Annotated in this window: 16 protein-coding genes, 10 tRNA genes, 3 rRNA genes and 2 pseudogenes; 28 read left to right on the top strand and 3 right to left on the bottom strand. The window is 41.9% G+C overall.

What is annotated here, in order from left to right; translation table 11 throughout:
* Positions 1-53: 53 nt before the first annotated feature.
* The 4 genes from EHLA_RS05955 (at position 54) to EHLA_RS05970 (ending at position 2,750) form a co-directional block, all read left to right on the top strand.
* The gene (locus tag EHLA_RS05955; protein WP_096239741.1) at positions 54-776 is read left to right on the top strand and encodes a tyrosine-protein phosphatase; all 723 of its coding nucleotides are present in this window, start codon (positions 54-56) and stop codon (positions 774-776) included.
* Positions 777-947: 171 nt separating this feature from the next.
* A complete protein-coding gene (gene rsmD / locus EHLA_RS05960) occupies positions 948-1,502 on the top strand; it encodes a 16S rRNA (guanine(966)-N(2))-methyltransferase RsmD (protein ID WP_096239743.1) in 555 nt (184 codons plus the stop codon).
* 70 nt (positions 1,503-1,572) lie between these two features.
* Entirely contained in the window at positions 1,573-2,055 is a 483-nt protein-coding gene (gene coaD / locus EHLA_RS05965; protein WP_096239745.1) for a pantetheine-phosphate adenylyltransferase, read from the top strand.
* Between the two features lie 77 nt (positions 2,056-2,132).
* Positions 2,133-2,750 (top strand): hypothetical protein, encoded by a 618-nt coding sequence (locus EHLA_RS05970; protein ID WP_096239747.1) that lies wholly within the window; start codon positions 2,133-2,135, stop codon positions 2,748-2,750.
* Positions 2,751-2,803: 53 nt separating this feature from the next.
* Here EHLA_RS05970 and EHLA_RS16065 read toward each other — a convergent pair whose 3' ends face one another.
* Entirely contained in the window at positions 2,804-3,763 is a 960-nt protein-coding gene (locus EHLA_RS16065) for a hypothetical protein (protein ID WP_123864844.1), read from the bottom strand.
* A gap of 121 nt (positions 3,764-3,884) precedes the next feature.
* Here EHLA_RS16065 and EHLA_RS05985 point away from each other — a divergent pair, with 121 nt between their 5' ends.
* The 22 genes and pseudogenes from EHLA_RS05985 (at position 3,885) to EHLA_RS06090 (ending at position 15,668) form a co-directional block, all read left to right on the top strand.
* Positions 3,885-4,403, top strand: a complete 519-nt coding sequence (locus EHLA_RS05985) for a YceD family protein (RefSeq protein WP_021907342.1) — start codon at positions 3,885-3,887, stop codon at positions 4,401-4,403.
* Between the two features lie 78 nt (positions 4,404-4,481).
* Positions 4,482-4,661: a 50S ribosomal protein L32 gene (gene rpmF, locus EHLA_RS05990; protein WP_096239753.1), complete on the top strand. Its 180-nt coding sequence runs from the start codon at positions 4,482-4,484 to the stop codon at positions 4,659-4,661.
* Between the two features lie 248 nt (positions 4,662-4,909).
* Positions 4,910-5,140 carry a DUF6718 family protein gene (locus EHLA_RS05995; protein WP_096239755.1) on the top strand — a complete coding sequence of 77 codons (231 nt, stop codon included), beginning with the start codon at positions 4,910-4,912 and terminating at the stop codon, positions 5,138-5,140.
* A gap of 697 nt (positions 5,141-5,837) precedes the next feature.
* A 16S ribosomal RNA gene (locus EHLA_RS06000) occupies positions 5,838-7,367 on the top strand.
* Positions 7,368-7,566: 199 nt separating this feature from the next.
* Positions 7,567-7,684: ribosomal RNA gene (gene rrf, locus EHLA_RS06005) — 5S ribosomal RNA — on the top strand.
* Positions 7,685-7,953: 269 nt separating this feature from the next.
* A 23S ribosomal RNA gene (locus tag EHLA_RS06010) occupies positions 7,954-10,845 on the top strand.
* The 16S, 23S and 5S rRNA genes sit together here with 10 tRNA genes alongside, the layout of an rRNA operon.
* 62 nt (positions 10,846-10,907) lie before the next feature.
* Positions 10,908-10,979, top strand: a tRNA-Gly gene (locus tag EHLA_RS06015).
* Between the two features lie 5 nt (positions 10,980-10,984).
* Positions 10,985-11,059 (top strand) — tRNA-Pro (locus tag EHLA_RS06020).
* A gap of 5 nt (positions 11,060-11,064) precedes the next feature.
* A tRNA-Gly gene (locus EHLA_RS06025) sits at positions 11,065-11,135 on the top strand.
* A gap of 3 nt (positions 11,136-11,138) precedes the next feature.
* Positions 11,139-11,212: transfer RNA gene (locus tag EHLA_RS06030), tRNA-Arg, on the top strand.
* Between the two features lie 22 nt (positions 11,213-11,234).
* Positions 11,235-11,308: transfer RNA gene (locus EHLA_RS06035), tRNA-His, on the top strand.
* A gap of 30 nt (positions 11,309-11,338) precedes the next feature.
* A tRNA-Met gene (locus EHLA_RS06040) sits at positions 11,339-11,412 on the top strand.
* Positions 11,413-11,419: 7 nt separating this feature from the next.
* Positions 11,420-11,492 (top strand) — tRNA-Val (locus tag EHLA_RS06045).
* A gap of 5 nt (positions 11,493-11,497) precedes the next feature.
* A tRNA-Leu gene (locus tag EHLA_RS06050) sits at positions 11,498-11,584 on the top strand.
* Between the two features lie 15 nt (positions 11,585-11,599).
* Positions 11,600-11,673, top strand: a tRNA-Arg gene (locus EHLA_RS06055).
* A 21-nt stretch (positions 11,674-11,694) separates the two neighbouring features.
* Positions 11,695-11,766: transfer RNA gene (locus EHLA_RS06060), tRNA-Gln, on the top strand.
* A gap of 221 nt (positions 11,767-11,987) precedes the next feature.
* A pseudogene (locus EHLA_RS06065) lies at positions 11,988-12,185 on the top strand (PfkB family carbohydrate kinase); the annotation flags it as partial.
* 64 nt (positions 12,186-12,249) lie between these two features.
* Positions 12,250-12,480, top strand: a pseudogene (locus EHLA_RS06070) (alcohol dehydrogenase catalytic domain-containing protein); the annotation flags it as partial.
* Positions 12,481-12,490: 10 nt separating this feature from the next.
* The gene (locus EHLA_RS06075) at positions 12,491-12,673 is read left to right on the top strand and encodes a hypothetical protein (RefSeq protein ID WP_278277473.1); all 183 of its coding nucleotides are present in this window, start codon (positions 12,491-12,493) and stop codon (positions 12,671-12,673) included.
* A gap of 43 nt (positions 12,674-12,716) precedes the next feature.
* Positions 12,717-13,547 carry a uroporphyrinogen decarboxylase family protein gene (locus EHLA_RS06080; protein ID WP_096239760.1) on the top strand — a complete coding sequence of 277 codons (831 nt, stop codon included), beginning with the start codon at positions 12,717-12,719 and terminating at the stop codon, positions 13,545-13,547.
* Between the two features lie 217 nt (positions 13,548-13,764).
* Positions 13,765-14,439 carry a hypothetical protein gene (locus EHLA_RS06085; protein ID WP_123864845.1) on the top strand — a complete coding sequence of 225 codons (675 nt, stop codon included), beginning with the start codon at positions 13,765-13,767 and terminating at the stop codon, positions 14,437-14,439.
* A gap of 74 nt (positions 14,440-14,513) precedes the next feature.
* On the top strand, positions 14,514-15,668 hold the full coding sequence (locus EHLA_RS06090) for a tetratricopeptide repeat protein (RefSeq protein ID WP_162290854.1): 1,155 nt from the start codon (positions 14,514-14,516) through the stop codon (positions 15,666-15,668).
* 186 nt (positions 15,669-15,854) lie between these two features.
* On the opposite strand, the gene EHLA_RS06095 is transcribed toward EHLA_RS06090, so the two are convergent.
* Positions 15,855-16,715: an Rpn family recombination-promoting nuclease/putative transposase gene (locus tag EHLA_RS06095; RefSeq protein WP_096239766.1), complete on the bottom strand. Its 861-nt coding sequence runs from the start codon at positions 16,713-16,715 to the stop codon at positions 15,855-15,857.
* 123 nt (positions 16,716-16,838) lie between these two features.
* Positions 16,839-17,699 carry an Rpn family recombination-promoting nuclease/putative transposase gene (locus tag EHLA_RS06100; RefSeq protein ID WP_096239768.1) on the bottom strand — a complete coding sequence of 287 codons (861 nt, stop codon included), beginning with the start codon at positions 17,697-17,699 and terminating at the stop codon, positions 16,839-16,841.
* Between the two features lie 832 nt (positions 17,700-18,531).
* Between EHLA_RS06100 and EHLA_RS06105 the strand changes: the two genes are divergently transcribed.
* Together EHLA_RS06105 and EHLA_RS06110 are read left to right on the top strand one after the other, a co-directional pair.
* Positions 18,532-20,145, top strand: a complete 1,614-nt coding sequence (locus EHLA_RS06105) for a DUF6273 domain-containing protein (protein WP_096239770.1) — start codon at positions 18,532-18,534, stop codon at positions 20,143-20,145.
* Positions 20,146-20,303: 158 nt separating this feature from the next.
* The gene (locus tag EHLA_RS06110; RefSeq protein WP_096239773.1) at positions 20,304-22,004 is read left to right on the top strand and encodes a transposase; all 1,701 of its coding nucleotides are present in this window, start codon (positions 20,304-20,306) and stop codon (positions 22,002-22,004) included.
* Positions 22,005-22,030 lie beyond the last annotated feature (26 nt).

The raw sequence follows: 22,030 nt of genomic DNA on the forward strand, positions 1-22,030 counted from the left end.
AGGGAGGGAAAGACTCCGAGAGTAGATAAAAGAATGGGGGAGGAATTATACTTATGAAAAGAAATCCAAATTTAAATTATGCCTGTCTTCCAATGGAAAATGCATATAATGTAAGGGAGCTGGGAGGCTATGCGACAAAAAAAGGATCGGTTACAAACCACCATCAATTTCTTCGCAGTGAGAATCTTACAGATATTACGGAAGAAGATAAAACATTTCTGATAGAATATGGCCTGTCAGCAATTATTGACTTACGAAGCAGAGAAGAGGCGCTTATTTACCCAAATCCATTTCGGGGGAATGAGGCAGTAAACTATATGAATTGCCCATTGATCACAGAGGATGTACTGGATTTAAGGGCAGTAAAGGAAAAAGGATTCGACCCCGGAGTTTTTTATATAAAGCTGGTAGAATATAAAGAAATGATCTGCAGGATTTTTCATTTTATTTTAGATAACCTGGACGGATGTATTTTATTTCATTGTCAGGCGGGAAAAGACAGAACCGGAGTACTTGCAATGATTCTTATGGGACTTGCCGGAGTATCAAAAGAAGATATTATTGCAAATTATGAAGTGACACATACCTATCTGAAAGAAAATGTAAAGCTTCGTCTTGATGATGGACTTGAAGAACTTGAGTTTTCCAGACCGGAATGGATTGAAAATGCATATGATCATATTCTAGAACATTATGGTTCTTTTAAAGTTTATCTTATGGCAGCGGGACTTACGAAAAAGGAAATCAAGAAAGTCCGGAAAAAATTAGGTAATTAAGCATAAAATACCCATCGCTTGGTATGAGTGAAAAGGTTTACCTCAGTCGAGAAGACTCCCACCTCTTTCAGGTGGTGAGTGACTGCTCGACTTGAATGCCCTTGAAAAAGGACAGAAGATATTATACAATAAATACAATTATAACAAGAAAAAGGATGGACAGAAGATATTATGAGAGTTATCGCAGGTTCAGCACGCCATTTAAAGTTAAAGACGATTGAAGGAATGGGCACTCGGCCGACAACAGATCGAATCAAAGAAACTTTATTTAATATGCTGTCTTTTTATGTGGAAGACAGTCGGTTTCTTGATTTATTTAGCGGAAGTGGCGGGATTGGAATAGAAGCATTGAGCAGAGGAGCTAAGCAGGCGGTTTTTGTGGAACAGAACAAAAAAGCTGTAGCTTGTATTAAAGAGAATCTTACGCATACACATCTTAGCGATAAGGCGGTTGTGATGTCTAAAGATGTTATGACAGCACTGCGCTTATTAGATGATGAAAAGCAGACATTTGACTATATATTTATGGACCCTCCCTATGGGAAGCTTTTAGAAAAAGAAGCAGTACTTTACCTTGATGATTCTTCACTTTGTGATGAAGATACCACCATTATCATTGAGTCAGATCTGGATACAGATTTTTCATGGGTAATGGATACCGGTTTTTGGATTACGAGAGAAAAGATTTATAAGACGAATAAACATATTTTTCTTCAGAAAAAATAAGAAAGAGAATCGAAGGAAACACGAAAAGAAATAATAAAAGAAAGAATAAAAGAAGAGGACAGATAAAGTTATGGCAACAGCAGTTTACCCAGGAAGTTTTGATCCGATCACCCTGGGACATTTAGACATTATAAAGCGTACAGCAGCAGTTTTTGATAAAGTAATTATCGGAGTGTTAATTAATAAGTCAAAGCAGCCTTTATTTTCTATAGAAGAGAGGGTTGATCTGATAAAAGAAGTAACAAGAGATATTCCGAATGTGGAGATCTTATCTTTTAATGGACTTCTGATAGATTTTAGTGATAGAATGAAAGCAGATGTTATTGTCAGAGGAATCCGGGCAGTATCAGACTTTGAGTATGAACTAATGATGGCACAGACGAACAAGCAGTTAAAAGCAAATATAGAAACCATGTTTTTTGCTACCAGTGCAGAATATTCTTTTGTCAGTTCGAGTATGATAAGAGAACTGGCAGCTTTCGGTGGTGATATTACACAGTTTGTTCCGGAAGAGGTCAGCAAGAGAGTGTATGAGAAGTTTAAACAGGTTTAATGTATTGGTATTTTGATATTAAGGTGGACCTATCGTGATATCAGGTGCATAAAGCATAGTTATGGGAGGATATTAGAATGGCGGATATGGATAGCGCAAAGTTACTTGAAGAAATTGAAATATACATAGATAATTGTAAAACAGCAGGTGTGTTAAGTAGCGGAAATATGATCAAGGTGAATCGTGAAGAGCTGATCGCAATGCTTGAAGAAGTGAGAATGCGTCTGCCAAAGGAAATCGCAGAGAGTAAGCGCATCGTTAAGACAAAGGACAGCATTATTGCAGATGCAAGAGCAAAAGCACAGCGAATCATGCAGGATGCGGCAAAAGAAGCCGGTGTGATGATTGATGATCAGGAAATCGTTTCCATGGCAAATATGCGGGCGGACTCCATCGTATCAGAAGCACAGAAAGAAGCCGATGAATTAAACGGCAGAGCAAGAGAGGCAGCAAGAGAAGTGCAGACAGGAGCCTTAAAGTATACACAGAATATGTTAGAAGGTCTGGAGTATATGTACAGTACGATCATTAAAGAGGAAAAAGAGTACTTTAATTCTGTACTTGAAAAGTTAAAAGAAGGACATAAGCAGATCGTTGCCGATAAACAGGAAATCGATATGCAGTTAAATGCCGGTATACGTACAGGAAGACGAAAAGAAGACTTTGAAAAGAAAGAAGAACCGGCAGAAGAATAAGATCACAAGCAGGTTATCCTGTGTGGTTTAGCGGAATCTGTAATAAAATAGTATCAGATCAGAATAGAACATAGCAGGCCGGAAGAAAGAGCAGTTACTATTTTTATTGCTACATATTTTTTCAAAGACAGATCGGTATCTGCGATCACTGTCTGTACCTGCGCCATAGTACATAGCCCTCCAAAAGAGGCGGCCATTGCACTGAGGACATACATTGCTTTTAAAGAATATATGTCACTTACAGCTAAAAGGTGGATTCCTGTCGTGATTTCAAGATTAGCTAAAAGAAAAGTACAGATAGGCGTACGAAACAGAGAAAGACTCATAAGCATTCCAGAAAGAATCGAAAAGATCATTATGTAAATACCGATAATGCTGATAATTTCTATCGAAGGAAGCCAGACATCATCAGACAAAGAAGCTTTTTTAGAGCCAAAACACTTCCTTGGTGAGAGGCTGTTTTTTGCTAAGGTTTGAATCGTTTGTTTTTTTCTGTGATTATTTTGATACCTGTCAAAACACTGCATCCCCACATAACATAGAAAAACAGGAAGATAGAGTGACAAAAAGTAACAAAGCCATGCCCGCCCCTGCAGGTTGATCTGTGAGCGGAGATACCCCATTATAAACATAGGGTTTAGAAAAGAAGCAAGCGGGAGCAGACATTCCGCTTGCTTTTTGCTTAAAGTTTTATTCTGGTAGTAATAAGAGATAAAGATTGCCCCAATTGGGAATCCGGAACATAAACCAAGCAGGAAAACAGGCAGGGATATGGCAATACCGGTACTGTCAGAAAAGATTTTTTGTGCCTGTCGGAAAAATAATTCCGGTATTTTGTATCGAATCCAGAATTTCGATAAGATAATAAAAGGCAGAAGCAGAGGAAGCACATTAGAAGCCCAGACAGAAATCCCGTCTTTTGCATAACTTGATACAAGAGAATATTGTGCCAGCATCGCTATAAAGAAGAGAAAACAGAGCATTTGAACAAAGCGAAAGCAGAGTTTTTTCAACGCATTTCTCCGAAATGTTGTTATGCTAAAATATATGCGGAATATGTGAAAATATTTCTTGACAAAGAAAAAGTAAATGTGTATAATACCAAGAGTATGAGAAAAGAGAGGTTGCGATATTATGAAGATAAATATATCGGAAATCTTATCTAATCCATCTGTTATCAAGAATTTTAAAGTTGAACCTGATTTTGAGAAGCTTAAGCTTCGCAGAAGCAGTTATCGGGTATCCTATAAGGAGCCTTTTCTTTTGACTGTCTCCAAGGTCGAGGATAAACTTCATGTTACAGGTGAGACGACGATTCGATTGATAATACCATGTGATCGATGTTTGGAGGATGTGGAGAATACATTCCATATCACGATTGATCGCAGTGTTAATCCCAATACAGAGTCAGATGGCATTGAAGACGTGGATGAACTTAGTTTCATAGACGGATATATGTTGGATGTAGACAAGCTCATTATAGATGAGATTGTGGTTGCACTCCCTACCAAAGTTCTTTGTAAGGAAGATTGTAAAGGATTGTGCAGCGTCTGCGGTACCAACTTAAACTATCACAGTTGTGATTGTCATAAGGAGAGTCTGGACCCGCGGATGGCGGCTATTCAGGATATCTTCCGCGACTTTAATCGTTAGATATTAAAGTATTGAATACTGCATAAGAAATATATCCGAACGTCACAAAAAGAAGTAATTACAAGAGGAGGTGTGACCATGTCAATTTGTCCAAAGAATAAATCTTCTAAAGGAAGAAGAGACCGCCGTAGAGCAAACTGGAAGATGACTGCTCCTACATTAGTAAAATGTAGCAAGTGTGGTGCATTAACTATGCCACATAGAGTATGCAAAGCATGCGGATCTTACAATAAAAAAGAAATCGTTTCTGTTGACTAATTGTTGACGAACAATAAGCTGTGAAGCGGTTTTAAAAAGGCAATATTGCATGATAGATAGGGATATTAAGTTATCCCTATTTTTTTGTTTAAAAAAACAAAAAGGTTCTTGCGAAAACTTCAGAGAAGATTCTAAAGGTTTAATTTTGTATAAGAAAGAATATCCAATTGAAATAGGTAAGATTATGTGAGACAAGTATGAAAAAGGATTCATACGTTCAAAAAATGATTTTGAGGAGACATTAAAAAATGTGTTATCTGATTGCGAAAGATAGGGAATCTCATGGTTGTCTTGCTTTTAAGACAACACATGGTAAGCATCTTGTAGAACTAAAACGAAAATTGAATAGAGCGGTAGGTTATAAAGGAGTACAACTTGTTACGATTAGCAGGCCAACAGCTTATGGAGAATACGCTCCATATCAATTTGTTGATACAGAACAGGAATTTGAAAAAAACGTTAAAGCGTTGCGCCCGTAGAATTCTTTTAGTAAATTGCAAAAAAAGTTATCCATCTTGTCACAATATTTAAAATTCAATCCCGGCGGGCATTACAGCCTGCTGGGATTTTTGCTTTGTAACGATAGAAGAGCTGGGGTATCAATTTTGAAAAACAAAACCATCATGATAAAAAAATAACAATATATCAAAAAGAGAGAGCGCATCGGGAAAGAAAAATACAAAAAAAGTACAGTATACAACGTTTTTTAAGAAAAATAAAATTTATTCAAAAAAAGCTTGACTCATATATACTGTTGTGATATTATGATATCCGTTGCACATGAGAAACCCATTTTTCTTAGGAAAATGGAAAGAATCTTAAAAGAAAGTTAAAAAACTTCTTGACAGATTAAAGGTTGTGTGATAGAATATAAAAGTTCACATTTGATAGAGAGAACGGGCTTCTTAAAAAGAAGAAAAAGTTTTTAAAAAAGTTCTTGACAAGAACTTGGAGATGTGATAATATAATTAAGCGTTTTCGAAAGAAAACACAAAACCTTGATAACTGAATAACAAAACAACCTTGAACGTCGATTCAAAATTTCATTCGGGTTTTCCTGAGAGTGATGTCTGCAGGAAAGTCCATGGAACAGAACGAAAGTTCAAAACCTAAATAAACAGTAAAGACAGGAAAAGAACCAGTGGTTCTGGACCTCGATCTGACATCTTAAACACTTTATTTGAGAGTTTGATCCTGGCTCAGGATGAACGCTGGCGGCGTGCCTAACACATGCAAGTCGAACGAAGCACCTTTTAAGATTCTTCGGATGATTGATCGGTGACTGAGTGGCGGACGGGTGAGTAACGCGTGGGTAACCTGCCCTGTACAGGGGGATAACAGTTGGAAACGGCTGCTAATACCGCATAAGCGCACGAGAGGACATCCTCTTGTGTGAAAAACTCCGGTGGTACAGGATGGGCCCGCGTCTGATTAGCTGGTTGGCAGGGTAACGGCCTACCAAGGCGACGATCAGTAGCCGGTCTGAGAGGATGAACGGCCACATTGGAACTGAGACACGGTCCAAACTCCTACGGGAGGCAGCAGTGGGGAATATTGCACAATGGGGGAAACCCTGATGCAGCAACGCCGCGTGAGTGAAGAAGTATTTCGGTATGTAAAGCTCTATCAGCAGGGAAGATAATGACGGTACCTGACTAAGAAGCTCCGGCTAAATACGTGCCAGCAGCCGCGGTAATACGTATGGAGCAAGCGTTATCCGGATTTACTGGGTGTAAAGGGTGCGTAGGTGGCAGTGCAAGTCAGATGTGAAAGGCCGGGGCTCAACCCCGGAGCTGCATTTGAAACTGCATAGCTAGAGTACAGGAGAGGCAGGCGGAATTCCTAGTGTAGCGGTGAAATGCGTAGATATTAGGAGGAACACCAGTGGCGAAGGCGGCCTGCTGGACTGTTACTGACACTGAGGCACGAAAGCGTGGGGAGCAAACAGGATTAGATACCCTGGTAGTCCACGCCGTAAACGATGAATACTAGGTGTCGGGGCCGTATAGGCTTCGGTGCCGTCGCAAACGCAGTAAGTATTCCACCTGGGGAGTACGTTCGCAAGAATGAAACTCAAAGGAATTGACGGGGACCCGCACAAGCGGTGGAGCATGTGGTTTAATTCGAAGCAACGCGAAGAACCTTACCAGGTCTTGACATCCTTCTGACCACTCCGTAATGGGAGTCTTCCTTCGGGACAGAAGAGACAGGTGGTGCATGGTTGTCGTCAGCTCGTGTCGTGAGATGTTGGGTTAAGTCCCGCAACGAGCGCAACCCCTATCTTCAGTAGCCAGCAGGTAAGGCTGGGCACTCTGGAGAGACTGCCAGGGATAACCTGGAGGAAGGTGGGGACGACGTCAAATCATCATGCCCCTTATGATCTGGGCGACACACGTGCTACAATGGCGGTCACAAAGTGAGGCAAACCTGCGAGGGGGAGCAAACCACAAAAAGGCCGTCCCAGTTCGGACTGTAGTCTGCAACCCGACTACACGAAGCTGGAATCGCTAGTAATCGCGAATCAGAATGTCGCGGTGAATACGTTCCCGGGTCTTGTACACACCGCCCGTCACACCATGGGAGTCGGAAATGCCCGAAGCCAGTGACCCAACCATATGGAGGGAGCTGTCGAAGGTGGAGCCGGTAACTGGGGTGAAGTCGTAACAAGGTAGCCGTATCGGAAGGTGCGGCTGGATCACCTCCTTTCTAAGGAAGACAAGTAGAGAGTTGTTTTGTTATTTGGTTATCAAGTGAGCCATGCAGATACGACTGCAGGAGAGATGCCCCATGTTTACATGGAAGGCGGCTCGGAAGCAGGAGTGGATATAGGGTGAATGCCCTTCATCGAGAGGAAGCATCAGCGGACTCGAGACAGGCATGGCGGACATAATGATAGCTAACCCTTCCGGGTGGCGATGCGCTCAGGGGACACACCCGTTCCCATCCCGAACACGATGGTTAAGACCTGAGCGGCCGATGGTACTATGCTGGAGACGGCATGGGAGAGCAGGTGGCTGCCCGGTTCCTTAAAAAATCTTTTAGTTGATTTTGAGGGAACCAAGCAGGTGTGGCAATACGGAAGTGGAAGATGTACCTTGAAAACTGCACACAGAGAAGTTTTTCTTTAAAAGAAAAGCGACATCAGATTTCTATGATAAGAAAGAATTGAGACTAAATCAATTCTCCCAATAGCAAGTCGAAAGACAAAACATGAGTTTTAACTCATACGCCGAATGTTCTCTACGCTAGGAAGAACAGGAGGCAGCCATTTCTTAGGAAATGGACATACAAAGGTCAAGCGAAGAAGGGCGCAGGGCGGATGCCTTGGCACTGAGAGCCGATGAAAGACGTGATAAGCTGCGATAAGCTTCGGGGAGGAGCAAATATCCTTTGATCCGGAGATCTCTGAATGGGGAAACCCGGCTGTATGGACTACAGTCATCCATAAGTGAATCCATAGCTTATGGAGGGGAACCCGGGGAACTGAAACATCTAAGTACCCGGAGGAAGAGAAAGAAACATCGATTCCGTAAGTAGCGGCGAGCGAACGCGGAAGAGCCCAAACCGTGATGCGTGCATCGCGGGGTTCGGACTGCAGAAGGGATTCAGTAATGACAGGAGAACGGCTTTGGAACAGCCGGCCGGAGAAGGTGAGAGCCCCGTATCCAAAGTCAGAGCTGACCTGGCAGGATCCAGAGTACCACGGGACACGGGAAACCCTGTGGGAACGAGCGGAGACCACTCCGTAAGGCTAAATACTACTCAGTGACCGATAGCGTATAGTACTGTGAAGGAAAGGTGAAAAGAACCCCGGGAGGGGAGTGAAAGAGAACCTGAAACCCTGTGTCTACAAGCTGTGGAAGTACTTCTTAGGTACGACCGCGTACTTTTTGTAGAACGGTCCGGCGAGCTGCGGGTACTGGCAAGGTTAAGTACTTAAGGTACGGAGCCGTAGGGAAACCAAGTCTTAATAGGGCGAGTTTAGTCAGTACGTGCAGGCCCGAAACCGGGTGACCTATCCATGTCCAGGTTGAAGCCGCCGTAAAAGGCGATGGAGGACCGAACCCACATCCGTTGAAAAGGGTGGGGATGAGGTGTGGATAGCGGAGAAATTCCAATCGAACCCGGAGATAGCTGGTTCTCCTCGAAATAGCTTTAGGGCTAGCCTCATACAAGTCTGCTGGAGGTAGAGCACTGAATTTCCGCGGGGGCGTCAAAGCCTACCAAAGAATATCAAACTCCGAATGCCGGACAGATGGTGTATGGGAGTCAGACTGTACGAGATAAGTTGGACAGTCAAAAGGGAAAGAGCCCAGACCGCCGGCTAAGGTCCCAAAGTGGGTGTTAAGTGGAAAAGGATGTGGGATCTCTAAGACAACCAGGATGTTGGCTCAGAAGCAGCCATTCATTAAAAGAGTGCGTAACAGCTCACTGGTCGAGAGGTCCTGCGCCGAAAATGTCCGGGGCTGAAACACCACACCGAAGCCGCGGAACTCGTAAGAGTTGGTAGAGGAGCATTCTTAGGGGAGGGAAGCATTACCGGAAGGGGATGTGGACTGCTAAGAAGAGAGAATGCCGGAATGAGTAGCGAGAGCAAGGTGGGAATCCTTGCGGCCGAATATCCAAGGTTTCCAGAGTAAAGCTGATCTGCTCTGGGTAAGTCGGGGCCTAAGGAGAGGCAGAGATGCGTATCCGATGGACAGCAGGTAAAAGATTCCTGCACCCCTTGTTATCAGAACTGCGGGGACACGGGAAGGGAAGCAGAGCCGGGAATGGAAAGCCCGGTGCAAGCGAAGTAGTCGCAGGATTGGAAAATCCGTCCTGCATGAGACGAAGGCGTGATGCGGAGCGAAACAAAGTAGCGAAGCTGCGGCCCCTTCCTGTCGAGAAAAGCCGCTATCGTGTAGCAAGGGCCCGTACCGTAAACCGACACAGGTGGATGAGGAGAGGATCCTAAGGCCGGCGGGAGAAGTGTTGTTAAGGAACTCGGCAAAATGACTCCGTAACTTCGGGAGAAGGAGTGCTGCGCAAGCAGCCGCAGAGAAATGGCCCAAGCAACTGTTTAGCAAAAACACAGGTCTATGCGAAACCGGAAGGTGAGGTATATGGGCTGACGCCTGCCCGGTGCTGGAAGGTTAAGGGGAGAGCTTAGCGCAAGCGAAGGTTTGAACTTAAGCCCCAGTAAACGGCGGCCGTAACTATAACGGTCCTAAGGTAGCGAAATTCCTTGTCGGGTAAGTTCCGACCCGCACGAAAGGCGTAATGATTTGGGCACTGTCTCAACAACACACCCGGTGAAATTGAAATACCAGTGAAGATGCTGGTTACCCGCGCCAGGACGGAAAGACCCCATGGAGCTTTACTCCAGCCTGATACTGGGATTCGGTATTGCATGTACAGGATAGGTGGGAGGCTAAGAACTTATGGCGCCAGCCGTAAGGGAGCCGGTGTTGGGATACCACCCCTGCAGTACTGGGTTTCTAACCTGCGCCCGTGACCCGGGCGGGGGACAATGTCAGGCGGGGAGTTTGACTGGGGCGGTCGCCTCCGAAAGGGTATCGGAGGCGCTCAAAGGTCTCCTCAGGATGGTTGGAAACCATCCAGAGAGTGCAAAGGCAGAAGGAGGCTTGACTGCGACACCGACGGGTGGAGCAGGTACGAAAGTAGGACTTAGTGATCCGGTGGCATAACGTGGGATTGCCATCGCTCAACGGATAAAAGCTACCCTGGGGATAACAGGCTTATCACTCCCAAGAGTTCACATCGACGGAGTGGTTTGGCACCTCGATGTCGGCTCATCGCATCCTGGAGCTGGAGCAGGTTCCAAGGGTTGGGCTGTTCGCCCATTAAAGCGGTACGCGAGCTGGGTTCAGAACGTCGTGAGACAGTTCGGTCCCTATCCGGCGCGGGCGCAGGATATCTGAGAGGAGCTGTCCTTAGTACGAGAGGACCGGGATGGACCGTCCGCTGGTGGACCGGTTGTCATGCCAATGGCACGGCCGGGTAGCCAAGACGGGAAGGGATAAACGCTGAAGGCATCTAAGCGTGAAGCCCCCCTCAAGATGAGATATCCAGACTCGAAAGAGTGAGAGACCCCTTAGAGACGATGAGGTAGATAGGGCAGAGATGGAAGCACAGCGATGTGTGGAGTTGACTGTTACTAATCGGTCGATAGCTTGACCTTAAAAAGCGATTGGAAATAGAAAAAAGATGATTTGTGTGTAGTTTTGAAGGTACATATCATGTGCACGAGTGGCTCAGTGGTGGAGTATCGCCTTGCCAAGGCGAGGGTCGCGGGTTCGAATCCCGTCTCGTGCTTTTATCGGGGTGTGGCTCAGCTTGGCTAGAGCGCTTGATTTGGGATCAAGAGGCCGCAGGTTCGAATCCTGTCACCCCGATATCTGCGGGTGTAGTTCAATGGTAGAACACTAGCCTTCCAAGCTAGATACGTGGGTTCGATTCCCATCACCCGCTTCTGTGTCTGTAGCTCAGCTGGATAGAGCAACGGCCTTCTAAGCCGTGGGTCGGGGGTTCGAATCCCTCCAGGCACGTTTATCAGATGGTTCTGATATGGTGGGTGTGGCGCAGTTGGTTAGCGCGCCAGATTGTGGCTCTGGAGGCCGAGGGTTCGAATCCCTCTACCCACCTTGTAGTTCCATTTTTATAAATATTTATATGGCGGGATAGCTCAGTTGGCTAGAGCACGCGGTTCATACCCGCGGTGTCGTAGGTTCAAATCCTATTCCCGCTACTTACATGGGATCTTAGCTCAGCTGGGAGAGCATCTGCCTTACAAGCAGAGGGTCACAGGTTCAAGTCCTGTAGGTCCCATATATGCCGGCGTGGCGGAACTGGCAGACGCACAGGACTTAAAATCCTGCGGGACTTATACTCCCGTATCGGTTCGATTCCGATCGCCGGCATACTTTAAAGAATTTGTGGGCATAGCTCAGCTGGATAGAGCGTTTGGCTACGGACCAAAAGGTCGGGGGTTCGAATCCTCTTGCCCACGTTTAATTACATATCATAATATAGCGCTATCGCCAAATGGTAAGGCACTGGATTCTGATTCCAGCATTTCCAGGTTCGAATCCTGGTAGCGCTGTTTTAGTAAAAAGACACATGAAGTGTCTTTTTTTGTTTACAGGAAAGAAAACTGCGTTCTTATAAAGAAAAAACACTCTGCGAAAATACGCATGCTCATTCTTTGATTTTATATTGAAAAAAGATTTCGGGAATACATGGAGTATTCTTTTGTATTAAAATAGTTGTTTCAAAAGTATATTTCTTGAAAAATAAAAATTTTTTTATTTTAACAAAGTACCAGTTGGAAGTACGGTAGGTGCAGGAGACAGTGTTGTTGCAGCACTGGCACTTTCAGAAGAAAAAGGAATGAGTTTAGAAGAAACCGTTCGTCTTTCTACAGCAACGGGGGCGGCAAATGTAATGTGCGGTGGAACACAAGCTGCAGAGTATGAAGTAATCAGTGAATTGATTTCAAAAGTAGCAATGCATACAATGTAATAAAAATAAAAAATATATTGCAAAATACTATATTTATTCGTTATCATAGGAAGGAGAATTATTTATGAAAGCAAAAGGTGTAAGACTTCATGGAGCTAACGATCTTCGTCTGGAGGAATTTGAACTTCCGGAAATTACAGATGATGAAATTCTTGTAAAAGTTATTTCAGATAGTATCTGTATGTCTACCTATAAATGTGCTATTCTTGGTACAGAGCATAAACGTGTTCATGAGGATGTGGCAGAGCATCCGGCAATCATGGGACATGAATTTGCCGGTGATATCATAAAGGTATGAATCCTTTATAAAATCTACTGCAATGCATCAGTCAGATCAGGTGATTGTTCTGATGGATTCATCTAAAGTTGGTAAAAAATGTTCCTATAAAATATGTGATATTTCAGATGTGGATCTCATTATTTCCGATGGAAAATTGCCAGAAGATTTTTTAGAAGAATGTCAGAAGAATCAGGTAATCGTTTTATAAAAAAGTAAAATACAGTAATTGAAACAGCTATAGGAAAAAAGATATGGAACAAACATGGAAATGCAGTGGAAATGATTTAAGAAAGATGCCCTTACAGATCTGGGAGGAAGATTTATCTATTCTTTCAAAGCCGGAGGCAATGAAAAGAGTCTTACTTACATGGAAACAGATAGAAAACAGAAAAGAAATTGTTGTACCGCTTGTTCAGAATATAGAGGGAGCTGTTCTTGGAGCCGGTATTATAAAGAGAAAAAACTTTTGGACAACAGGAGAGTATCCATTTTCCAGTTTAGAGGAAATAAAACCGAAACAGCTTACACTAATGAAAAATCCTCATATAAAAGCCGTTATAGAGGTTATAAAACAGTTAAAAAATGAAACAGTTATTCTTGAAGCAGAGGCGCCATTTTCTATAGTATCGGCACTCATTAACCCGATGGAGCTATATGCATCGATGCAGACAAAAACAGAACATTTAAATCGTATATTAGAAAAAATCGCATTTGAGGAAGCAAAGTATTTAGAAGCCGCCATCAATGCAGGTTGCCATATAATTTCTTTAGCAGAACCGGTAGGAACAGCAGATATGGTCGGGGAAAAGTATTTTAGAGAATGTAGTGGGAGAGCGGCAGTTTTACTTTTAAAAGAAAGTGAGAGATTTCTACAAAACAGCGTAGTGCATCTTTGTGGTAAGTTATCAAACTCTATGCTTGCTTTACAGATGGCAAAGGAAGAAGAATACCTCGTAACCGGGGAAGAATATCTTGAGAGTTTAACAGAAGCGGCACATAATCCCTCTATACATTTTGTGGGACAGCATTGTATTCATCAAAAGAAAAATAGTACAAAAAAAATTCATATTCTTACAATTTAATTAATTTAACAGGGGAACAACATCTTTCGGGTGATGAGTGACGGCTGCTCGACTTGAATAAATCTTGATGAAATAAATGAAAGAGAGAGATCTTATAAGCAGGAAGTAAATAGTAAAAATCAGGAAAGCCGTTGGGTTGAGTTTTTTGCAGAAGAGGAATAAAATAGCAAAAGTAATAAAAAAGAGATGCAATAGATAGTAAAGGATGATGAAAGATATGAAATGTAGTATGTCAAAGCTTTTTAGAAGCTTTTTTATTTTTGTGTTAATCTTGATTATTGTTTTCCCTGCCACAGGATTTGCCGCAAAGACGAAAAAAAGCTCTTCTGCAGATTTAAAAAGTAATAAGAATGTTCAAAATACAGATATGACGGAAAAATATAAGAAACCGATGAATAATATATTAGAAGCAACACAGCTTTTTTACAGTGTTCGTTTAAATTACAGTATGAAGAGCGGAGAATCAAAAAAGATAAAGCTTACTTCTCTCGAAAAGCAGAATATTGCAGCAGGAAGACAGATTTTAGAAGGACAGAGCCGTATTACAAATTTTGCATTTTCACAGAGAGTGCAGGAACTTTTTGGTGCGAATGCGAGAATTGCCTCGTTACCTTTTAAGACAGAGCCGGATGTCCCGGAAGAATTAGTGGTGCGTTGTAATTCAAATTATGTAAAATTAGCAGTAGGAGAATGGGGAGAAGAGTCACCAGTATATAAGTTAAAGTCTGTGACAAAGAAAGGGAAGAAGTGGAAGGTTGTCTTTAAAGTTAATATGTACGACTCTTATACAGATAGCATGCAGCCACTTGGCAAAGTAATTCTCACATTGAAGAAGAATAAAAAATCTGTGTATGGATTTAACATTAAAGGAATTATATTAAAGAAAATGTAACTTTTTTCTGTTTTTTGTGCTATAATAACATTGTTAAAGTATAATCAATGCACCGTAATAGGGGGAGACGGAATATGGGATTATTTAGTTTTGAGAGCAAACAGGTCAAAGAATGGAAGAAGCTTGCAAAGTCCGGTGATATGGATGCACAGTATCATTTGGCGAGAGCCTATGCGAACGGAAAAGGTGCCAGTCAGAATATGAAAAAGGCAGTAGAGTATTGTGTGCAGTCAGCAGAGCAGGAATATGCGCCGGCCCAGGCCCTGCTTGCTCATTTTTATGGCTATGGGAAAGGTGTGGAGAAAGATTATGGTGAAATGATTCACTGGGGAGAAAAGGCTGCATTGCAAGGCTATGCAAAGGCACAGTATAATATGGGACGCTGCTATGAGATGGGTAAAGGTACAGAAGCAGATATGGAAAAGGCAAGAAGATGGTATACATTGGCAGCAGAACAGGGCAGACCGGATGCCGCTTATAAATTAGGACAGTTTTATGAGCATGGTATCGGAGTAGAGGAAGATATGGAAAAAGCGGAAGAATGGTATCAAAAAGCCGCTGAAGAAAATGTTGAGGAAGAAATTGCCATAATTGAAGAAGAAAAGAAAGATACTGCTACTATAAAACAAGAGGAAACATCCTTTACACAAACAGGAAATGTAAAGATATCAGATGTAGATCACCGCAGAAAGTATCGTTGCCTTTCCGAAATGAAAGTAGGAGAAGCAATCTTCCTAAAAGAAGACGAACTGTTAGAAAGTCCATTCATATTAATAAAGTCTGAAAATCATGAAACAGAACTAGGATGGGGGAAAGCAAGAGCAATCTGTAATACGGCAGCATTGGTAAGTCTTATTACAGGGAAAAACAAAACAGCAATACTTTATTGTAATAATGGAAGCATGAGTAAGGAAGCTTTAAAAAGTATACAGGCACAGGTCGAGGATGAATATAACCATGAAACAGTAGCCTGGAATGAGCCACATCCAAGAATTCCTGTTGTATTAAAAAATGTACAGTATACCCATAAGCATAATGAGATATATATAATGACAGATATAAAAACACAGGAAGAATATGAAATGATCCCGCAAGGCTGGGCAGTACCGATTCTTGATAAACTAGAATACAATACCATTGTAACGATTGCATATTATGAAGGAAAGTGGGTATTTGTCAGCAAAAAAGAAACAAAAGATATCGGAAAGTATAAATTTGATATCAGATAAAATAACCTGCAAATAAAAGAATATCTTCGTTTGCTATCCTATGATTTTTTCAACTAATTTGTAGAATGGGAATACATAGAACACTCCTTTTCTGCCCTATATAAAAATGCTCCTCAGAGCAAGTTCAAGCTGTGGATGAACAGTTTGTATATAGGACAGAGAGGGAGCGTTTGTTTCTTCTACAAATCAAAACGATGTTTCAGATATCCAGCTCTGAATAGTTTCTATAGAAAGATTTACAGCTTTTGCAATCTGTTCCGCGGACATGCCCATTTCAAGAAGGGCAAGAGTAGTTTCTCTTGCTTTTTTCAATTCCCCAGACTGCTCCCCTCGAAGAAATCCAGATTGTTCGCCCCTTTCAACGCCTTCATTATAAATCTCTTCTAATTCCTGACACATTTGATTCACTCCTTCCGCAGTTTCCTTTAGTTGATGTACTCTGGTTGCAAGAATATTACTATACATTTCATCCGCTTCTTCGCAATGTAAGTCATGCATTAAGCGGCCTAATTCGGTATCATCCTGTTTTTTCGAGTTTACATATAAAATATGTTGACCATCTTCAAATATTTCTCCGGTTTCGTTGCTTCGTCTTCTTATGTGGTTGATTGGCAGATTATATCCAAGGGCATCATTTTTAGTGATAAAAATGACGTAAGTTTCTGGGAGATTGTCAAAAAGATCGCCTGGATTCAGTAGATTCATATCCAGTAGACCGCAGTGGTATCTGGCTCTTTTTGGAGAAGCACCATCGTTTTCACCCTGAATCTCCACATTAAAAAAATTATTCTCTGCATCTTTTGCCACGCAGTCTAAAATGGCGGAACGCCCCTGGAGATTTTTATAATCTTTCTGTAAAGTCTGGTCGATTACTTTTAGTTCCTTTTTGTTCATGATAACCTGAAGAATATATTCAGTACATGCGGTTTCCTTTAAAACATTCCGCATAAAGATGTCATTCATTATCGTAAAGTGTTTTATCTTTTCTTTATATCTTTCGTAGCGTTGTTCTAAGCCCTCTGGCTGTAAGATTGTGGGAACTGTCATTTACGCTACCTCCAATTATGATATATCAATAGTTACGCTACTTACTGTTGCCATCCTCAGATCTTTTCAACTGATCTGTAGGATTGGAATATATAGAGAGGGAGAGCTCGTTTCTTCTACAAATCAAAACGATGCTTCAGATATCCAGCTCTGAATAGTTTCTATAGAAAGATTTACAGCTTTTGCAATCTGTTCCGCAGACATTCCCATTTCAAGAAGGGCAAGAGTAGTTTCTTTCTTGGCCTTTAGTTCACCAGATTGTTCACCTCGCAGAAATCCAAATTGCTCGCCTTTTTCAACGCCTTCATTATAAATCTCTTCTAATTCCTGACACATTTGATTCACTCCTTCCTCCGATTCTTTTAACTGATGTACTCTTGCAGACAGGACATTACTATACATCTTGCCTGCGTCTTTGCAATGTAAGTCATGCATTAAGCGGCCTAATTCGGTATCATCCTGCTTCTTAGAGTTTACATATAAAATATACTGTCCATCTTGAAATATATCTTCGGTTTCTTTGATTCTTCTTTGTATGTGGCTGATTGGCAGGTTATATCCAAGGACATCGTTTTTAGTGATAAAAATGACATACGTTTCCGGCAGGCTGTCAAAAGAATCGCCTGGATTCAGGAGATTCATATCTAATAGACCACTGTGATATCTGGCTCTTTTTGGAGACGCACCATCGTTCTCACCCTGAATCTCCACATTAAAAAAATTATTCTCTGCATCTTTTGCCACGCAGTCTAAAATGGCGGAACGCCCCTGGAGATTTTTATAATCTTTCTGTAAAGTCTGGTCGATTACTTTTAGTTCCTTTTTGTTCATGATAACCTGAAGAATATATTCAGTACATGCGGTTTCCTTTAAAACATTCCGCATAAAGATGTCATTCATTATCGTAAAGTGCTTTATCTTTTCTTTATATCTTTCGTAGCGTTGTTCTAAGCCTTCTGGCTGTAAGATTGTGGGAACTTTCATTTACGCTACCTCCAATTATGATATATTAACGATTATCATATGACTATTATATACATAATTTGACATAAAAGTCAATGAGTATTTGAATCGGAATTTTGAACAGACACAGCTAAAGAAAGGTTATGTAGCTGAATTGTATTTTCTCTTTTCTTTGTCATAGTTTCTTTACAATTCAGCAGGAAGGTTTATCTCAGTCGAGAAGACTCCCACCTCTTTCAGGTGGTGAGTCTGCTCGACTTGAATGCAGTGGCAGTCTGATTTAATCCCGCAAATTAGTGAAATAATTAAATTTCAAGTATATACAACAATTTGAATGTCAACCTTTTAAAATTTAATTTCCAGAAAAACCATGCCTTTCTGGAGAATTCCCATTTTTACCAACTGTGGATTTAAATTAGACAGAAAAAAGAAAAAATACGATATCCCAGATGCGGCTTCGGAGCATGTTTAAAATGCGGATGAGCATTTTAAGCATAGCGATTACAGAGCAGATGGGATATCGTATTTTTTCTTTTTTCGTCTACATCAAATCTACAGATTAGAATTCTTTTACCAAAAGTGTCGTAAAATCAACCACTTAGACATATCCTATTGAATTTTAGTGAAGAAAATGATACGCTATTTTTAAAATAGCAAAATCTATATTTTAGAGCATGTTTGAAAAAGCATCCCTGCAATCTGCACGCCTCAATTTGTATTCTTGAATTTGCCTTCATTCGGTTGACGTAGTCTGCTACGCAGCCCCCATTTAGGTAAAATCTTCTACAAATTGTAACGGAATCTTACAGAAAGCATTTTTCAAATACGCTCAAGGAGAAAGTGAGGAAAGTCTATGAAAAAACAACGGAAACACATCAACCTATCCCGTATAACAGCATTCATCTTATCGGTAGCAATGCTGGCAGGATTCTGTCCGCAGGGAGTCAGTTTTGCGGATATCCCGGTAACCTTGCCAAAAGTAAATGCGGCAGAGAATATAAGAAACCCAAGAATCGTAAAAGATTCCTCCATGGATGCCGGACAGAAAGTCACCTGGGACTGCGTGTACTTCGGAAACTATCCGCAGAGTGAGGTAACATCAAAAGACGGCAGTATTTATAATGCCTTAAAGAATGCGACCGGCTGGGACAGCAATAATGATATTACGATTGGGGACACAAAGTATCGCAGGCTGAAGGGGGAAGATGCGACATACTATAATAGCGATGAAACTGGTCAGTATAACTGGAACGGCAATTATAAAACTTACCATTATTTCAAATATGAACCAATCAAGTGGCGCGTGCTAAACAGGAACGGAAATGACGCCCTTCTTCTTGCAGATATTGCTTTGGATGATCAGGAATATAATACAAAGTTTGAAGATGTGACATGGGAAAGTAGCAGTATGCGAAGCTGGCTGAACGGTTATGGGGCATCTGTGAATCAGCCAAAGACAGATTACAGCAGAAAGAACTTTATTAATTCTGCCTTTACGTCCACGCAAAGAAATGCTATTAAGACAACAAATGTTGTAAATAACAATAATATTGGTTACGGAATAGCCGGTGGAAATAATACCTCGGATAAAGTCTTCCTCCTCTCCGAATCAGAGGTCTATAACACAGATACGGCAGCAAGCTATGGTTTTGTAAAAGACTACAGTACATATGATGAAGCCAGAAGAAGCCGCTGCAGTACTTATGCGTATGCAATGGGTATCTGGAGATATGTGTATGAGTATGAGGATGAGGATGATAATCCTAAATATAATGGAAATATTTGGTGGTGGCTCCGCTCGCCGGGCTACAATAGCTATGATGCGGCTGTAGTGGTTTATGATGGCTGGGTCAGCAGGGATGGCTATTATGTCGACAGGAAGAATGACGGTGTGCGACCCGCTTTGCATTTGAATCTCTCATCCTCTAATCTCTATTCCTACGCCGGAACGGTATGCTCCGATGCGATGAAGAATGGAGAGAGCGGAAGTAATAATCCTGTAAATCCGGGTGAGCCTGACAAACCAGATACTCCAGAACAGCCCACCCAGCCAGATAAACCGGGAACAACTGTTACGGGAGATAAGACGGAAGAGAGTAATAAAGAAATAAAGGTGCAGGGTGGAGTCGATTTTACGGTTCCGGACGATATTCCAATTATAGGTGGTGGAGATGTCAGCTTTGATTACGGAAACTTTCCGGCAAGTTTCTGGAGGGAAGATAATCAGTGGCGGATTGGAATTGGTGTCAGTGATCTTGATAAAATGATAGAGCAGAAAGGCTGGACAGATTTTAAACAATTTGTCAATACCCAAAAGAGATCGTATCAAAAGGGAATTCACTCTTTGCTTGCTTCGAAATTCGGGGTAGCAAGTATGGCAATGGAAAAAAGTGCGAATCTGAGTGCTTATGGGTATGCGGAAGGAACGATTACGTCATCAGGGGAGACTGTCCGAAAACTCGGATAATCTAATCTGATGAGAAAAAGATTGATATGCTCTTGTGAGCGTTCAATATAAATTAAAATTGCACATTGAAAACTGAATAAAGTACACAGAAATCGTGCATCTATGTTTCAGATATAGTATAATGAAACCAGAGAAAAATTGTTCTGAGGTGAATTGAGATGCCATATGTTTCAGGTTTTGACCGTGACCAGCTGATGTGCTGTTCATGGGACGCATTTGTAGATAAAGAAAGTATTGCAAGGATAATTGATGCGTTTGTGAACCATCTTGATATAGGGAAATACGGTGTAAAACCTGTGGCAGCAGAAGGCCGTCCATCTTACGATCCTAAGAGCCTTTATAAGATATATATTTACGGAAGCAGGAAAGGTATCCGTTCTTCACGGAAACTGGCTGAAAGCTGTAAAGTAAATCTTGAAGTGAAATGGATGATCGGAGGTGTAGAACCGGATTTTCGCACCATTGCAGATTTCAGGAAAAACAACATAGACAGCCTGAAAGAGATTTTTTATGAATTCAACCGCCGGATCTCCGGTGCAGTGGAATGGGGATTTTCTTCCGTGGATGGAACAAAGATCCAGGCGGATAACGCAAAAGATAACAACTTCACCAAAAACAAACTGGATGACAGGATCAAATGGCTGAATGGCCATACAGATGAGTATCTAAGGATCCTGAATGAAATGGACAAGCAGGAAGAAACAGACGTGATTTCAGGAGAACTGACAAGAGAAAGTCTTGAAGCCAAGTTAAAAGAAGCACAGGAGAGACTTGCCAGATACGAAGGTTATCAGAAGCTGATGGAAGAAACCGGGGTATCCCAGCTTTCGATCACAGATGCGGATGCAAAACTCATGAAAAATAAAAATGGGTTTACAGTAGCATATAACCCACAGACGGCGGTAGATTCTGAAACACATCTGATCCGAGATTTTCAGATGACCAATCAGGTAACCGACCATGGATTGCTGGAAAGTACGATGCAGGGGATAAAGAGCTCTGAACCGGAAAAGATCATAGAAGTAGTAGCAGATAAAGGTTATGAAGCTGTGGAAGATATGGTGGAGTGTCTGGAGAACGGTATTATCCCACATGTCATAACAGATGATGGAAAAGACGGTTATGACATAGAAATCCCTTATGAAGAGGCAGAAACGGATACTGCCAGCACAGAGCCAGAAGAACTGAAGAAAGCACTGCATGCAGGTAAGATACCGGAAGTTTATGCAGAAGTGATACAGGATATGAAGGTAGAAACAGTCCGTCGTAAAGTGGTGGATGAAAAACGGGAAAACAGCAGTGTTTATGGAAGTCCTGAGGAAATGCAGGAAAAAGCAAAAGAAGGTTATTTTGTCAGAGATCCTGAGAGAAACCTGGTATACTGTCCGGCTGGGGAAATCCTGAGACAGAAGAGCATAAAGAAAAACGGGAATATCCGCTATGCCAATAAAAATGCGTGTAAACATTGCCCGAACCGCAATAAGTGTTACAAGGGAAAAGGCGAATGGAAAGAGATCGACTTTACCAAAGATCAGCTGGTAAAACCATGTAAGGGCTGGCTGGAAGCCGAAGGAAAGAAGCCGGAGGAAACGAAAACGGGTGAAAAATGGCATTATGAAAAAAGAAAGGTTGTGAAGTTTTTCCTGAAACCGGATAAAGAAAAGATGAGCCGGAGGATGTGCCTGTCGGAGCATCCGTTTGGAACAATAAAACGAGCAATGGGAGCCACTTATTTTCTTTTAAGGGGAATACGGAAAGTGGCTGGAGAGTTTGCGCTCTTTTGTCTGGGTTATAACCTGGAACGGGCGAAGAATCTCCTTGGATTTCAAAAAATGATGGAATTGATGGAACAGGCATAAGCCTCTTTCTTCATCCTGTGTATTTT

The sequence above is a fragment of the Anaerobutyricum hallii genome, assembly GCF_900209925.1.
Taxonomy (GTDB): Bacteria; Bacillota; Clostridia; order Lachnospirales; family Lachnospiraceae; genus Anaerobutyricum; species Anaerobutyricum soehngenii.

Bases quoted from the DNA above. Each gene is read 5' to 3' on its own strand.
- EHLA_RS05995 (WP_096239755.1), top strand. From the start codon at position 4,910: ATGTGTTATCTGATTGCGAAAGATAGGGAATCTCATGGTTGTCTTGCT.
- EHLA_RS06100 (WP_096239768.1), bottom strand. From the start codon at position 17,699: ATGAAAGTTCCCACAATCTTACAGCCAGAAGGCTTAGAACAACGCTAC.
- rsmD (WP_096239743.1), top strand. From the start codon at position 948: ATGAGAGTTATCGCAGGTTCAGCACGCCATTTAAAGTTAAAGACGATT.
- rpmF (WP_096239753.1), top strand. From the start codon at position 4,482: ATGTCAATTTGTCCAAAGAATAAATCTTCTAAAGGAAGAAGAGACCGC.
- EHLA_RS05955 (WP_096239741.1), top strand. From the start codon at position 54: ATGAAAAGAAATCCAAATTTAAATTATGCCTGTCTTCCAATGGAAAAT.
- EHLA_RS06110 (WP_096239773.1), top strand. From the start codon at position 20,304: ATGCCATATGTTTCAGGTTTTGACCGTGACCAGCTGATGTGCTGTTCA.
- coaD (WP_096239745.1), top strand. From the start codon at position 1,573: ATGGCAACAGCAGTTTACCCAGGAAGTTTTGATCCGATCACCCTGGGA.
- EHLA_RS06085 (WP_123864845.1), top strand. From the start codon at position 13,765: ATGAAATGTAGTATGTCAAAGCTTTTTAGAAGCTTTTTTATTTTTGTG.
- EHLA_RS06105 (WP_096239770.1), top strand. From the start codon at position 18,532: ATGAAAAAACAACGGAAACACATCAACCTATCCCGTATAACAGCATTC.
- EHLA_RS05985 (WP_021907342.1), top strand. From the start codon at position 3,885: ATGAAGATAAATATATCGGAAATCTTATCTAATCCATCTGTTATCAAG.
- EHLA_RS06080 (WP_096239760.1), top strand. From the start codon at position 12,717: ATGGAACAAACATGGAAATGCAGTGGAAATGATTTAAGAAAGATGCCC.
- EHLA_RS06090 (WP_162290854.1), top strand. From the start codon at position 14,514: ATGGGATTATTTAGTTTTGAGAGCAAACAGGTCAAAGAATGGAAGAAG.
- EHLA_RS05970 (WP_096239747.1), top strand. From the start codon at position 2,133: ATGGCGGATATGGATAGCGCAAAGTTACTTGAAGAAATTGAAATATAC.
- EHLA_RS06095 (WP_096239766.1), bottom strand. From the start codon at position 16,715: ATGACAGTTCCCACAATCTTACAGCCAGAGGGCTTAGAACAACGCTAC.